This is a genomic window from Rheinheimera sp. D18, from assembly GCF_004345025.1.
GTDB lineage: Bacteria > Pseudomonadota > Gammaproteobacteria > Enterobacterales > Alteromonadaceae > Alishewanella > Alishewanella metallidurans.
Genome location: NZ_CP037745.1, coordinates 487,028 through 500,101 on the forward strand (window position 1 = coordinate 487,028; position 13,074 = coordinate 500,101).

General features: G+C 45.9%; 10 protein-coding genes. 5 read left to right on the forward strand and 5 right to left on the reverse strand.

Features of this window, described 5'->3' with window-relative positions; all coding sequences use genetic code 11:
* From hldE to E0Z06_RS02370, 3 genes are all read right to left on the reverse strand, one after another.
* The gene (hldE, locus tag E0Z06_RS02360; RefSeq protein WP_207903130.1) at window positions 1-1,461 is read right to left on the reverse strand and encodes a bifunctional D-glycero-beta-D-manno-heptose-7-phosphate kinase/D-glycero-beta-D-manno-heptose 1-phosphate adenylyltransferase HldE; all 1,461 of its coding nucleotides are present in this window, start codon (window positions 1,459-1,461) and stop codon (window positions 1-3) included.
* A complete protein-coding gene (locus E0Z06_RS02365; RefSeq protein WP_132581535.1) occupies window positions 1,461-2,042 on the reverse strand; it encodes an SIS domain-containing protein in 582 nt (193 codons plus the stop codon). The genes hldE and E0Z06_RS02365 overlap by 1 nt, the downstream gene beginning before the upstream one ends.
* Before the next feature lie 112 nt (window positions 2,043-2,154).
* Window positions 2,155-3,132 carry a hypothetical protein gene (locus E0Z06_RS02370; protein ID WP_132581537.1) on the reverse strand — a complete coding sequence of 326 codons (978 nt, stop codon included), beginning with the start codon at window positions 3,130-3,132 and terminating at the stop codon, window positions 2,155-2,157.
* A gap of 152 nt (window positions 3,133-3,284) precedes the next feature.
* On the opposite strand from E0Z06_RS02370, the gene waaA reads away from it, so the two are divergent.
* Window positions 3,285-5,300, forward strand: coding sequence for a lipid IV(A) 3-deoxy-D-manno-octulosonic acid transferase (gene waaA, locus E0Z06_RS02375; RefSeq protein WP_243695543.1), 2,016 nt, complete (start codon window positions 3,285-3,287; stop codon window positions 5,298-5,300).
* A 44-nt stretch (window positions 5,301-5,344) separates the two neighbouring features.
* Here the strand turns inward: waaA and E0Z06_RS02380 are convergent, their stop codons facing one another.
* Entirely contained in the window at window positions 5,345-6,106 is a 762-nt protein-coding gene (locus tag E0Z06_RS02380) for an IS5-like element ISSpu10 family transposase (RefSeq protein WP_011789342.1), read from the reverse strand.
* Window positions 6,107-6,291: 185 nt separating this feature from the next.
* On the opposite strand from E0Z06_RS02380, the gene E0Z06_RS02385 reads away from it, so the two are divergent.
* From E0Z06_RS02385 to E0Z06_RS02400, 4 genes are all read left to right on the forward strand, one after another.
* The gene (locus E0Z06_RS02385) at window positions 6,292-8,292 is read left to right on the forward strand and encodes an SEL1-like repeat protein (RefSeq protein WP_132581539.1); all 2,001 of its coding nucleotides are present in this window, start codon (window positions 6,292-6,294) and stop codon (window positions 8,290-8,292) included.
* A gap of 122 nt (window positions 8,293-8,414) precedes the next feature.
* A complete protein-coding gene (locus E0Z06_RS02390; RefSeq protein ID WP_132586648.1) occupies window positions 8,415-9,596 on the forward strand; it encodes an NAD(P)/FAD-dependent oxidoreductase in 1,182 nt (393 codons plus the stop codon).
* A 23-nt stretch (window positions 9,597-9,619) separates the two neighbouring features.
* On the forward strand, window positions 9,620-9,928 hold the full coding sequence (locus E0Z06_RS02395) for a hypothetical protein (RefSeq protein ID WP_132581541.1): 309 nt from the start codon (window positions 9,620-9,622) through the stop codon (window positions 9,926-9,928).
* A 13-nt stretch (window positions 9,929-9,941) separates the two neighbouring features.
* Window positions 9,942-10,907 (forward strand): DUF4862 family protein, encoded by a 966-nt coding sequence (locus E0Z06_RS02400; protein ID WP_132581542.1) that lies wholly within the window; start codon window positions 9,942-9,944, stop codon window positions 10,905-10,907.
* On the opposite strand, the gene E0Z06_RS02405 is transcribed toward E0Z06_RS02400, so the two are convergent.
* A complete protein-coding gene (locus tag E0Z06_RS02405; protein WP_132581544.1) occupies window positions 10,904-12,988 on the reverse strand; it encodes a S9 family peptidase in 2,085 nt (694 codons plus the stop codon). The two genes, E0Z06_RS02400 and E0Z06_RS02405, sit on opposite strands and share 4 nt — an antisense overlap.
* Window positions 12,989-13,074: the final 86 nt, after the last annotated feature.

A 13,074-nucleotide genomic window follows, 5' to 3' on the forward strand; every position in this document is an offset into this window, starting at 1 on the left:
TTAGCTATTTCCTTTTAGATCTTGAATTTTGCGGATCACTTTACTGGTAGAGCGGCCATCAACAAAGGTAAGTACCTGTACTTCGCCACCATGCGCAATAACCACATCCGCACCAATGATAGTATCTAGGCTGTAATCACCGCCTTTTACCAATACATCGGGCAAAATTTGGCTAATTAGCTGCAGTGGCGTGTCGTTTTCGCTGGCATCATCACCAAAGGGCACAACCCAATCAACACTGGCTAAGCTGGCTAATACCGTTGCGCGGTCTTCAAGGGTATTAATTGGTCGCTGTTCGCCTTTTAGCCGCCGTACTGAGGCATCTGAATTTAAGCCTACCACTAAGCGGTCGCCTAAGGCTTTGGCTTGGGCTAGGTAGCGCACATGGCCGGCATGCAAAATATCGAAACAGCCATTAGTAAAGACAATGCGCTCATTATTTTGCTGGGCAAATTGAATATGCTGCAGCACTTTATCAAATGGCGTTTGGTAGAAATCGCCCTGGCGGAATAAGTCTTTATTTAGCTTTATCGCCAGCTCTTTGGGTGACACTGTAGCCGCGCCAACTTTACCTACAACTATACCCGCGGCTAAGTTAGCTAACTGGGTAGCATCACTAAGTGACAAACCGGCACTTAACATTACCGCTAAGGTAGCAATAACGGTATCGCCGGCACCGGTAACATCACTGACTTCTAGTACTTGAGCTGGAAAATGATGATGCTCGTTGGCGGTAATTAAACTCATACCTTGTTCGCTACGGGTTAATAAAATAGCCTTAACTTGTGCGCGCTGTATCAGCATGCGCGCCGAACTTAATATCAGCTCTAGAGAATCTGTTTTACCACCAGCGGCTTTAAATTCACCCAAATTAGGCGTAATAACATCAGCACCGGCATAAACCGATAAGTCGGCTTGTTTGGGGTCAACTAATACCGTTTTTCCAGCCATTTTAGCTAGTTGAATCATTTTGCTTATTTGTTGCAGCGAGCCTTTATTGTAATCGCTAAACACAATAACGTCGTAAGTTTGATAAATGCCGGCAAAGCGCTCTGCCAGCAGTGTGGCGTCGGCAAGGCTAAACATTTCTTCTTGGTCTAAGCGCACTATTTGTTGCTGGCGCGACACCACGCGCATTTTTGCAATGGTCGGTTTAGTGTTCTGGCTAAATAACTCAGAATGAATATGTTCACCCACTAATAGCTGCTGCAACGATTCACCAGCACTGTCGTTGCCAATAATGCCCAGCAGGCCGGTTTTACCATCTAAGTGGGCAATATTACGCGCTACGTTGGCGGCACCACCGGCTTTATCTTCTATTTTACTGATTTTCACTACTGGCACGGGCGCTTCAGGTGAAATGCGTTGTGAGTCGCCGTTAAAATAGCGGTCAAGCATAACATCGCCAACCACCAATACTGATGCCGATGATAGGTTCTGTAGCAGGCTTAAATCAATCATTAATGGCTACCTGTGATGGCAAAGTCGAGTGCTTCACACAGCCAATGGCCAATAAACATATGCACTTCTTGAATACGCGCAGTTTCGTCGTTGTTAACGATAATAGCCAGTTTAGCAATGTCTTTTACTAAACCGCCATCTCGACCGGTTAGAGCCACAGTATAAGCGCCAAGCTCGTTAGCGGCTTGTAAGGCCAAATTAATATTGGGGCTTTTGCCTGATGTGGTTAAACCAATAACCACATCTTCGGCGCGCACTAAACCTTTAACTTGGCGCTCAAACACGCTGTCAAAATGGTAGTCGTTAGCATGAGCAGTTAAAATGGAGGTGTCGGTGGTTAAGGCAATAGAGGCCAGTGGGCCGCGCTCGGCTTTATAACGCACCATAAATTCTGCGGCTAAATGCTGGCTATCGGCGGCGCTGCCACCGTTACCCATCCACACCACTTTGCCACCTTGGGCTAGGCCATGTTGCACCGCATTAAACAATTGCATCGCATCGTCATGGTAGGCTTCTACAGTGGCAAAAGCGTCACGGTGGCGCTGTAAACTATCTAAGAAACTTTGCTTTAAATTTGACATATTAGGGCCCTGCGTTGCGGCATCAGTAAACGTATTTTAACGGATCTTTACTGTTGCAGAAGTACTTTTTACAGCTTATCCCAAAAGCTAGTGTAACGGGAGAGTTCGCTGATTATGACTGTGACGGTTCAAAAATTGCTTTAAAATAATCGAGTACATAGGTTAAGCCCGGAATAATATTGAGCTTTTGTTGTAACGGCTGCGCCAGTGCTAGTTTAGCTTGATTCGCTATTTCTGCTTGTGCTAATGCGCTGGTATAGATCAATCCTTGCTCTAGGCATTTAGCAATACGCGTTGGCTGATCTTTTGCTACCGGAATTGCTACGATATTTTTCTGCAATGCAATGGCTTGTCCCATAATATCACCGCCACCACTAACAATAAGTTTAGCGTGCTGCACTAAGGTCATTAACTCGGCGTTGGGAATGCTTTTTACCAGTTGAATTTGCCCCGTTTCCGCCAACGTGCCTTGATAGTTAGCGCCGGTTACTACTATATGTTGCAGTTGTGGTTGCTTAAGTAGTTTAGCCGCTTGGTAAAATACTTCAGTAGCTGGCACACCTTTGTAGGTGTGGCCACCCCCACCTGCGGCCCAAAGTACAAAGTCTTTGCCAGTTAAATTGGCAAACTCTGCGGGTAGATTAGCAGCTGGCTGGCTAAACACTGGGCCAATAAACTGCGGTTGCTTTGCCTTGCATAGGGCTAATTTAAGTTTTTCTAGCCAAGTAAAATCGCCATCAACAAATTTAAACTGGGTGATCCAGTGCGCATCTAAATACGGCAAACGACTGAATGAAAAGCCACGCTTACGCTTTTTCTTATGTTGACTAATAAACACAACTTTACTACCACAGGTTTTGGCATGACGCACTTGTGATGCGCGGCCCGAGCAATCAAATACTGTAACATCGGGGCGTATTTGCGTTACCAGTTGATTAACCGCCGTAACTTCTTTAGTTGGGCTGTTGTTTAATAAGAAATATGGAAATGGGCAACTGGTAGCATAGGGCGCATCTTTACTTAAAATAAAGCTGATTTCTGCTGCAGGCCAGTGCTGCTTTATGGCTTGGGCGATAATAAGTGAGCGCATGTATTCGCCCGTGCCTTGAGCGGAAGATACGGGTATAAACAGAATTTTCAATGCGTTGGCCATTATAAACAACAAGCGATTTGGGTGTGACAAGTTTAACAAATTGCAGTGTAACAAGCTATTCTGTGATAATAGCGGCGTCTTTTATTTTAATGTTCAAGGTACTGATGATAAACCGGCTGTTTTACTCTTTGATTTTATTGTTGTGCTGGCCGCTGGTTATTGCTTACTTGTTGTGGCGCTCAGTTAAAGATCCTGCGTATCGTCAGCGCTTTGCTGAGCGTTTTGCTGTTAAGTTGCCATCAAACCGGGCAAAAAACGGCATAGTGCTGCACGCGGTGTCGGTGGGGGAGTTTAATGCGGCAAAACCGATTATTAAACAATTGCTACAACAATACCCACAACTGCCTTTAACGTTAACCTGTACTACGCCTACTGCGTCTGCTGCTATTTTGCAGCTACAAGCTGAACAGCCAACAATTCAGCACTGTTATCTGCCGTTTGACTATCCGATCCTTGTGCGTCGTTGGCTTAAGTTTATGCAGCCACAACTGTTTATTATTTTAGAAACTGAGTTATGGCCCAATTTATTGGCCAATTGCAAAGCTTTTACGATACCTACTTTAGTGATTAATGCTCGGCTATCGGCGCGTTCAGCCAAGGGATATCGGCGTTTCAGCTGCTTTACTAAAGCCATGCTGGCGGACATTAGCCAAATTCTAGCCCAAGATCGTGCGAGTGCGCGCCGGTTTCAAGCTTTAGGTGCTAAGCAAGTACAGGTTGCGGGCAATATAAAATACGAATTATCGATCCCCGAAACCAGCATTGCGCTGGCGCAACGGATTAAACCTTTAATACAAGGGCGGCGAGTTTGGGTTGCTGGCAGCACGCATGCCGGCGAAGATGAAATATTACTACAAGCGTATCAACAATTAAAAATAGACCACCCAGAACTACTATTAGTGCTAGCGCCACGGCATCCAGAGCGATTTACGGCCGTTGCTGAGTTGTTGCAACAACAAAAAATAGCTTACGTACAACGCAGTAGCGGCCAAGCACCCAGTAGTGGCACTGAGGTATGGCTGATTGATAGTATGGGCGAGCTATTAACATGGTATCAGCTTGCAGATTTTGTGTTTATTGGCGGCAGTTTAATTGCACGGGGTGGCCATAACCCATTAGAAGCAATGGCGTTTGCTAAAACAGTGTTGTCTGGCCCCTATATATTTAATTTTCAACAGGTATTTCAACTACTACAAAAGCAAGATGCCTATTTTTCGGTATCAGATACCGCCTCCATTGTGTCGCGGGTGCAGCAGCTTATTACGCAGCCTGATCTGGCCGTACGCACTGGGCATAAAGCGTTTGCATTATACCAACAGCAACAAGGGGCCGTGGCGCAAGTTATGGCCAAGGTTGCGATATTATTACCTATGGCTGGTATTAAAACCTGGTGTCAGGGCGCGAATGTGGCGTGGTTTGACCCCGATTTTTACCCTGAATTTGAGCTAGCGTACTTTCAACCTGAATTTTGGCAACGTCGAGGTTTAGTAACGGGGCAGTCAACCGGGCGAAATACCGTGTGGTTTGTGCAGCAAGATAATAAACAGGCGGTATTGCGCCATTATTATCGCGGCGGTTTAGTCGGTAAAATAAATAAGGACACATTTTGGCCTAGCCCAGTGTTAAAGAGCCGCGCTATGGTTGAGTTTCGCTTATTGCAACAGATGCGCTTATGGCAGTTACCCGTGCCTCGCCCCTGTGCGGCGTTATACCAAGCAGATCGCTTTGGTTACCGTGCTGACATTTTGATTGAGCGCATTAGCTCATCAACAGAGCTTGCGCAGCTATTAGTAACACGAGCATTAAACAAAGCGGAATGGCATGACCTAGGGGTATTGATCGCGAGGTTTCATCAATATGGTGTGCACCATTCTGATCTTAATTGCCACAATATTTTATTAGATAACACAGGCCAGTTTTGGCTGATTGATTTTGATAAGTGCGAGATAAGACCGCAGGGCGGATGGTGTCAACAAAACCTAGCTCGCTTACAACGCTCTTTGTTAAAAGAACGTAGTTTACAGCCTGCATTTAACTGGGATATAGCACAATGGCGCTGGTTAGTTGCCGGTTATAATGCACAGTTTACAAATAAGGCCAATTAAACTCGGTAATTTTCTAGGGCCTGTTGATCTTTGCTGTTTATAATTTAGCCAACCCACATTGGCAGCCATATAAGGCAGCAAGCCAAGGCCAGTGTACTTGCATAATTCCGGGCTAATTTATCATACCTTGTTGCTACTGAGCGGTAATGTTTTAGCCTGGCAAACACGTTCTCAACCAGATGGCGATATTTGTACAGACACCAGTCAATATCGCCATTACCAATCTTCGAATTACGCTTGCGCGGTATGTTAGGGACGCCCTTTTTTTCTCGGATCTGCTCTCGTATCTTCTCGCTATCATAGCCCCGGTCAGCGATAACGTGTTCGGCATCAGGCAGTTGTTTTAGTAATTCTATGGCTGCTTTACTGTCATGAACCTCACCGCCTGTCACAATAAAATCTATTGGCAAGCCGCAACTATCCACTGCCATATGGATTTTCGTCGTGTTACCACCACGACTTTTCCCAATCGCTTCTTTATCTTCTGAGCGAGCACCTGTCGCATGCTGATGCGCTTTGACGATGCTGCCGTCTATAAATTCCCACTCTAAATCAGCCAATTGCCTTAACTCTGCGAATAGCTGCATTAGAATGCCTTTCTTAGACCACAGGTTAAAACGCCGGTAGATGGCGCTCCAATCTCCAAAAGCTTCTGGCACATCGCGCCAAGGGCAACCGACCCGCATCCGATACAAAATGCCTTCGAAAGTATTTCTGTGTTCCGGCTTGTCATATACGCGGCCCGTTTTAAGCATCAATCTGATTAGCTTTGACCAGTACTCGTCTGTTAACATTGTTCTTGGCATGATGGGTTGTCATGGTTAGTTTTTGGCGAAAGTAATTATACCAGCCCATCATGCTGTCTAATAATCCATCACGAAAGATCAACAAGCCCTAATTTATTCACCCGACATTCACTTTTTATCTCTCGTTCCGGCTTGGTGCTGGCGCATTTGTTTGATATAACAAGGTGAAATGGAGGGTAACATCGATGCGGCTAAATAAAATAATAATAGGCTTGATGCTAACCAGCTTTATGTTAGTGGCAGAATCGCAAGACATTGCCGCAGCTAAAGCGGCTTATGAGCAAGGCGATCACGCTAAGGCAGCGCAACTATGGCTTGCTTTGGCAGAACAAGGCAACACTACGGCTCAGTTTGAGTTAGCCAAGTTATATTCGCTGGGGCAGGGTGTTGAGCAAGATGCACTGCAAGCGGCGTACTGGTTGGAAAAGGCGGCATCGAAAACCGCAACCAGCGATAAAAATTCGATAAAACAGCCAGACATTACCGCGCTAACCGCTGACCGCAACGAAGTGGCCGATTTACCTGTGTTAGCGCTTAGCGAAGCCAATTTTGCTAATGGTATGCGCTTGTTTCAGCAAAAAAACTATGCGGCAGCTTACAGCCATTGGTATCCGTTGGCTCTGTCTGGCGTACTTGATGCGCAGTTAAATTTAGCCGCTATGTATGCCAACGGTGATGGTTTGAGCAAGAGTGACGCAAAAGCCGTGCGATGGTTTACTGCCGCCGCAGAACAAGGTTCTGCACAAGCGCAGTATCAGCTTGCCCTCGCTAACGCCAATGGCAACGGTGTCGCGCAAGATGACGCCTTAGCCGTATATTGGTATCGCAAAGCCGCAGAGCAACAATATAGGTTAGCGCAGTATAACCTTGGGTTTATGTATGCCAACGGGCGCGGCGTAACCCAAGATGATGTGAGTGCTTTATTATGGTATGAGCGCGCCGCCGTACAGGGCGATGTTGACGCGCAATATCTTGTTGCAGAGCGATACCGCACAGGCAGAGGTACGAATGCGGATATCAATAAAGCGATAGGTTGGTATCAACGAGCTGTTGAGCAAGCGCATAGTCGAGCTATGTATCAGTTAGCGCAATACTATTTGCAGGGTATTGGCGTGAGTAAAAATGAATCTCGCGCTTTTGACTTATTTAACTTAGCGGCGGCTAAAGGCATTGTTGAAGCTCAGCGCGAAGTCGGCATTAGTTATTCACTAGGCCGAGGTGTGCGTAATAACTATGATAAAGCGCTTGGCTTTCTTGAAAGCGCTTGTGCACAAAAGGATAGCCAAGCGTGTTATCAGCTGGCCGTGCATTTTGATGAGGGCTTAGGTGTAAAGGCGGATGCGAGTCGTGCGATGCCATTGTTTCGGCATGCAGCTACCGCCGGTAATGTTGACGCACAGTTTCGTTTAGCTGCCATGCTTAGCCAAGCAACGGAGCAAAACATTGATGACGTTGAGGTATTTAATTGGTTTCTTAAAGCGGCCGAGCAAGGGCATGCTCAGGCGCAATACTTAACGGCAATACGTTATGCCGACGGCAATGGTACTGCAAAAAATGATACTGCGGCGGTAAAGTGGTATCAGCTTGCGGCAGAGCAAGGCGTGTTATTTGCGCAGTACAACCTAGGGTATATGTATGGCGCAGGCCGTGGTGTTGCGCAAAATGATGAAAAAGCTTTGTATTGGTACACTAAGGTTGCGCAGCAAGGCGATGCCGATGCGCAGTTTAATTTGGGCTTGCGCTACGAAACCGGCCGCGGCGTGCGCCAAGACGATAATCAAGCGGTACATTGGTATCAAAAATCCGCAGCACAAAATCATTTACGTGCGGTGGCCAACCTCGGTTATATGTACGAAAAAGGCTATGGCGTTAACTTAGATGAGCGTAAAGCCTTTGAGTTATATCAGCAGTCGTTATCAGAGCAAGTGCCAAGGGCATTAACCGCACTTGGCCTATTTTACAAAAATGGCCGGCAAGTAAAAGCGAGTGATGAAAAAGCCGTAGAACTCTTTCGCCTAGCCGCCGAGCAGGGCCATGCAAATGCACAATATAATTTGGCGTGGATGTACGAGTATGGCCGAGGGGTAAAGAAAGATTTAGTTAAAGCCCGAGATTTTTACCAACTTGCAGCCGAACAAAATGAACCCCTAGCACAGGCACAATTAAATCGTTTACTAAACCTATAGGTTGCTTAGGGCGGTGTTGGCAGGCGTGAGATTTTTCTGTCTTAGCACTCGCGCTAATTGCATCTGGCAACATAGTCACCGACAATAGCCGCCTTTAGCGAATGGGCAGGTATATAGCCGTGATACAGCAGTGGGATGTTATTGTAATTGGTGCTGGCGCTGCCGGTTTAATGTGCGCAATAGAAGCCGGCAAACGAGGCCGTAAAGTATTAATACTGGATAACGGCAAACGCGTTGGCCGTAAAATTATTATGTCCGGTGGTGGTCGCTGTAATTTTACCAATATGTATTCCAGCCCTGAGAACTTCCTATCGCACAATAAGCATTTTTGTAAATCGGCGTTAAGCCGTTATAGCCAATGGGATTTTATCGCCCTAGTGCAAAAGCACAATATTGCTTACCACGAAAAAACCTTAGGTCAGCTATTTTGCGATAATAGCGCTAAAGATATTGTTGATATGCTGCTAACTGAAGCCAAAACGGCGGGTGTACAAATTGCACTGCAACAACAGATCCAGCAAGTGAGCAAAACGGAGGCGGGTTTTATTGTCGATACACCAGACGTTAGCCGAGCCTGTCACAGTTTAGTGGTCGCTAGTGGTGGCTTAAGCTTGCCCAATTTAGGCGCTACAGCCTTTGGTTTTCAACTTGCCGAGCAGTTTGGTCTTAACGTACTACCGCTTCGTGCGGCATTAGTGCCAGTAACGTGGCAGCCGGCAGACAAAGCCGTATTTGAAGAAATTAGCGGCGTATCATTACCGGTAACTGTCGAAGCAAATGGCACTCTATTTCCTGAAGATATGCTCTTTACACATCGCGGTTTAAGTGGGCCTGCCATATTACAAATTTCTAGCTATTGGCAACCGGGTGACGATATAACAGTAAACCTGTCACCAGAAACTGACATAAACGAATTTTTAACCAACCAACAGCAAAGCCACCCAGAGCAAGAATTAAAAACCGCTTTAAGCAAATTACTACCAAAGCGCTTAGTTGAAAAACTGTTAGACATGCAGCTTGTTACCAACCAGCCACTAAAAGCTTTACACAATAAAACCATACAAAACATTGCTAATAGCCTACACAGTTATATTTTTAAACCCAACGGCACTGAGGGTTATCGAACCGCAGAGGTCACCTTAGGTGGTGTAGACACCAATGATTTATCGTCAAAAACCATGGCCGCTAAACAGCACGATAACCTATTCTTTATTGGCGAAGTAGTAGACGTTACCGGCTGGCTAGGGGGATATAACTTCCAATGGGCCTGGGCCAGCGGCTGGGTAGCAGGGCAGTATTGTTAGTGTTAATTACTAAGTGAATAGATATGAAAAAACTTTCTATAGTACAAAAAAAGCAGCAGCAATATGTAATGAGTGCAGTAACTGCGTTAGAGCAACAAGCGTTAACAGAATTAGCGGGCGTGGTGCAGTGTTGGTTTAGTTTTGATTATGAAGCTTTTCCAATTAGCTTATTAGCACGGGTGCAATTTGCTGAACAGGCGGCACTTGATGCGGCGCAGCCGCAGTTAGCGCTGTGGCAAAAACGTTTTAGCGGTTTAATGCTAAAGCGTGGCGTCATTTTAAAAGATATGCGTAAGCATTTAGTGTTTACCACCCTTAGCCCCGACGACTAGAAGGCTATTTATAGTGAAATATTATCTTGGCGCTTATGCGGCGTCACCAAATCACAGTACTTGGAATGCCGCACTAGAAACGGCGTACTACACCGAACTAAAAAAACTGGATAGATTAAAAGGCTTAGAGCATCCATTTTATGGCAGTTTGCATCAATATGACGATGCGTGGTTTTTGGCAAATATAGCGCCGGCTTGGAATTACGTATTTACCTGTATTCCCGGCACTATGAATGCGTTGGCAACTAACCCACAGTTTGGTTTGGCGTCAAATGACGAGGCAGGTCGTGCGGCAGCTCTGCAGTTTATGCAGCAAGCTTGCGCAGCGGTTGCTAAGTTGAATCAGCACGTAGGTAGGCAAGCGGTTACGGCGATTCAAATTCATACTGCACCGGCACGCCACCGTGCGTCGTCATCAACCGCAGCGTTAGTTAAATCGTTAAATACGCTGGCCAGCTGGGATTGGCAAGGCGCGCGCATTGTTATTGAGCATTGCGATGCTTATGTTGATAGCCATGTACCGTCAAAAGGTTTTTTGTCGTTAGCCGATGAAATAGCGGTACTTTGTGAAGTAAATCAATATACTGCTGCGCCGCTTGGCATAGTAATTAACTGGGGTCGTTCGGTATTTGAAGCGCGTGAAATTAATGGTGCGGTGGCACATATTCAGGAAGCGCTGGCGGCTGGCGTGTTAGCGGGTGTAATGTTTTCTGGTGTGTCAGATCAAGACAGTGAGTATGGCGCATGGCGTGATAGCCATCAACCGCCTAAAAGCAGTGCGTTGATTCAACACGGTTCACCAGTCTCGTGGATGACAGAACAGACAATGCACGATTGTTTAGCGGCTTGCACTGATCCTGAGCAGTTACTGATACTGGGCGCTAAAATTGGTATTCGACCACAGGATGCAACAGTAAAGCAGCGTATCGCTTATATTCACGATACGCTGGCTATTTTACAACGCTATTTTACGCGCTAGTTCGATGGCGTGCGGTACTTTTCAAACCAAGCAAGCATGTATTCTACTTTTTCAATCATGCGGCTTGGTCGGTTAGATATGCCGTGAGGCGAACCCGGCACCCGTACCATAGTAGTATCAATGCGGCGTAATTTTAGCGCTTGATAAAACTGTTCTGATTCCGAGATTGGCGTACGACGGTCACTTTCACCGGTAATTAAAATTGTTGGTGTTTGCACATTGCCAACTAAACTTAACGGTGAACGCTGCCAGTAATGTTCAACGTTTTCCCAAGGCACGCCTGGAAATTGGTGGAAGGTTTGGTAGGTGTAAGAGTCGCCAGTAAGCACCTTGCTTAACCAGTTAATTATCGGTTTGACAACGGCTGCGGCTTTATAGCGGTTGGTTAAGCCAATAGCATAGGCAGTAGCAATACCGCCGGCTGAACCACCACCAATAAACAGATTATTTTCATCAACAAAGCCTAACTTAATCATCGCGTTTACACCGCTATCATGATCGGCGTAATCTTCTGGCGAGCTATATTTGTTGTGTAACAACATGGCAAAACGTTCACCATAAGATGAGCTACCGCGGTGGTTATCGAAAAATACTACGTAACCTTCTTTGGCATAACGCTGCATTTCTGCGCTCCAGTGCGGACCATAGGCTAGATGTGGCCCGCCATGAATTTCCAGTATTAATGGATATTTTTTTGTTGGGTCAAAGTCGGGCGGCGTCATATACCAGCCTTGCATTTCTTCGCCATCAAACGACGATTTATAAATAACCTCATGGGTTTGCGCGAGCTTTTTATGCGCTAATAAGTCTTCATTAAGTGCGGTAAGTACCGTGGCTTTACCTTTTTGTAAAACGGCCACTTCGCTTGGACGCTGGCTAGTACCGTGGGTATAGGCAATAACACCGTTAGCCGATACGCTATATTGGCCACTTAAATACGGCTGAGGCTGCGACACGCCGCTTAAATTTGCCGTAAGCTCTGTTAGCTTGCCGTTAGTGGTAAGTGTGCCTAACTTACGCATGCCGCGCTGGTCGTATTGTACGATAAAGCTAGAATTGCTCTGCCAATTTGGGCTTTCTATGCTTAGGTCTAAGTTTGCTGCTACATCGCTAATTTCGTTGTTTTTTAACGACAGTATTTTTAACTTGCTGTTGGTATAAGGCACTAAATCGTTACTTTGCCATAAGAACGCCAGCTGTTTACCGTCAGCAGAAAATACCGGCGAGGACTCATCGCCTGCCATTTCGGTGAGTGCGGTAAGTTGTTCTGTCGCTAAATCTAAACGATATAAATTGCTATCGCGCGGCTGAAATTCCCATTCAGGGCTTAAGTTAGCTGAAAATACTAAGGCGCTACTATCGGGTGTAAAGCTAAGATCGCTACCGTAATTAAAATCGCCTTTAGTTAGCTGGCGCTCAGTGCCACCAGCGCTAGGTAAGACAAAAATTTGCCGAAATTCTGGTTTTAAAAAGCCTTGGCCATCAGCTTGATAACGTACGCGGTCAATAACAATGGCTGATTCTGACCAGTTTGCCCCTTTGGGCTTTTTAACCTTTTTAACAGTTTGCTTTACTGCAGCTTCTTGGGCCGCCACGTTCATGGTAAAAGCTAATTGTTTGCCATCGGGTGACCAGGTGAGGTTGCCTGGGCTAGCTTGTAGCGTAGACAACTGCGCAGTTTTGTTTTCTGCCAACCAATGTAGATGAATTTGCCGCTTACCACTAACATCAGAAATAAACGCTAGCTGTTTACTATCGGCAGACCAACGCGGCTGGCTGTAGTTAAATTTATCGGCAAATAGCGGCAGCTGCTTACCGGTTTTAACATCAAGTAACCACAGTGTAGTGTGGGTGCTGTCGGTCATAATGTCATTGCTGGCGCGCACATAAACTATTTTGCTGCCATCGGGCGAAATTTGTACGTCAGCGGCGTATTCTAAATCGAAAATATCTTCTGCTTCAAAATATTGGCTGCTAGTGATGCTAGTGCTAGTAGACGTTGGTGTTTGTGCAAATAAAGCGTTGCTGCTGAATAATAAACTAGCAGCAACAGCAAGTGCACATTGGCTAAAAATTGGCATAGGCTCCCCGAATAGTGCAAATTAGAATAGGCTTAGCTTCAAGCTATCCTGATCTGTAATTAAGTACAAACCTGTTCGCGGTAGAG

Bases quoted from the DNA above. Each gene is read 5' to 3' on its own strand.
- E0Z06_RS02370 (WP_132581537.1), bottom strand. From the start codon at position 3,132: ATGCGCTCACTTATTATCGCCCAAGCCATAAAGCAGCACTGGCCTGCA.
- E0Z06_RS02385 (WP_132581539.1), top strand. From the start codon at position 6,292: ATGCGGCTAAATAAAATAATAATAGGCTTGATGCTAACCAGCTTTATG.
- E0Z06_RS02380 (WP_011789342.1), bottom strand. From the start codon at position 6,106: ATGCCAAGAACAATGTTAACAGACGAGTACTGGTCAAAGCTAATCAGA.
- waaA (WP_243695543.1), top strand. From the start codon at position 3,285: ATGTTCAAGGTACTGATGATAAACCGGCTGTTTTACTCTTTGATTTTA.
- E0Z06_RS02395 (WP_132581541.1), top strand. From the start codon at position 9,620: ATGAAAAAACTTTCTATAGTACAAAAAAAGCAGCAGCAATATGTAATG.
- E0Z06_RS02365 (WP_132581535.1), bottom strand. From the start codon at position 2,042: ATGTCAAATTTAAAGCAAAGTTTCTTAGATAGTTTACAGCGCCACCGT.
- hldE (WP_207903130.1), bottom strand. From the start codon at position 1,461: ATGATTGATTTAAGCCTGCTACAGAACCTATCATCGGCATCAGTATTG.
- E0Z06_RS02405 (WP_132581544.1), bottom strand. From the start codon at position 12,988: ATGCCAATTTTTAGCCAATGTGCACTTGCTGTTGCTGCTAGTTTATTA.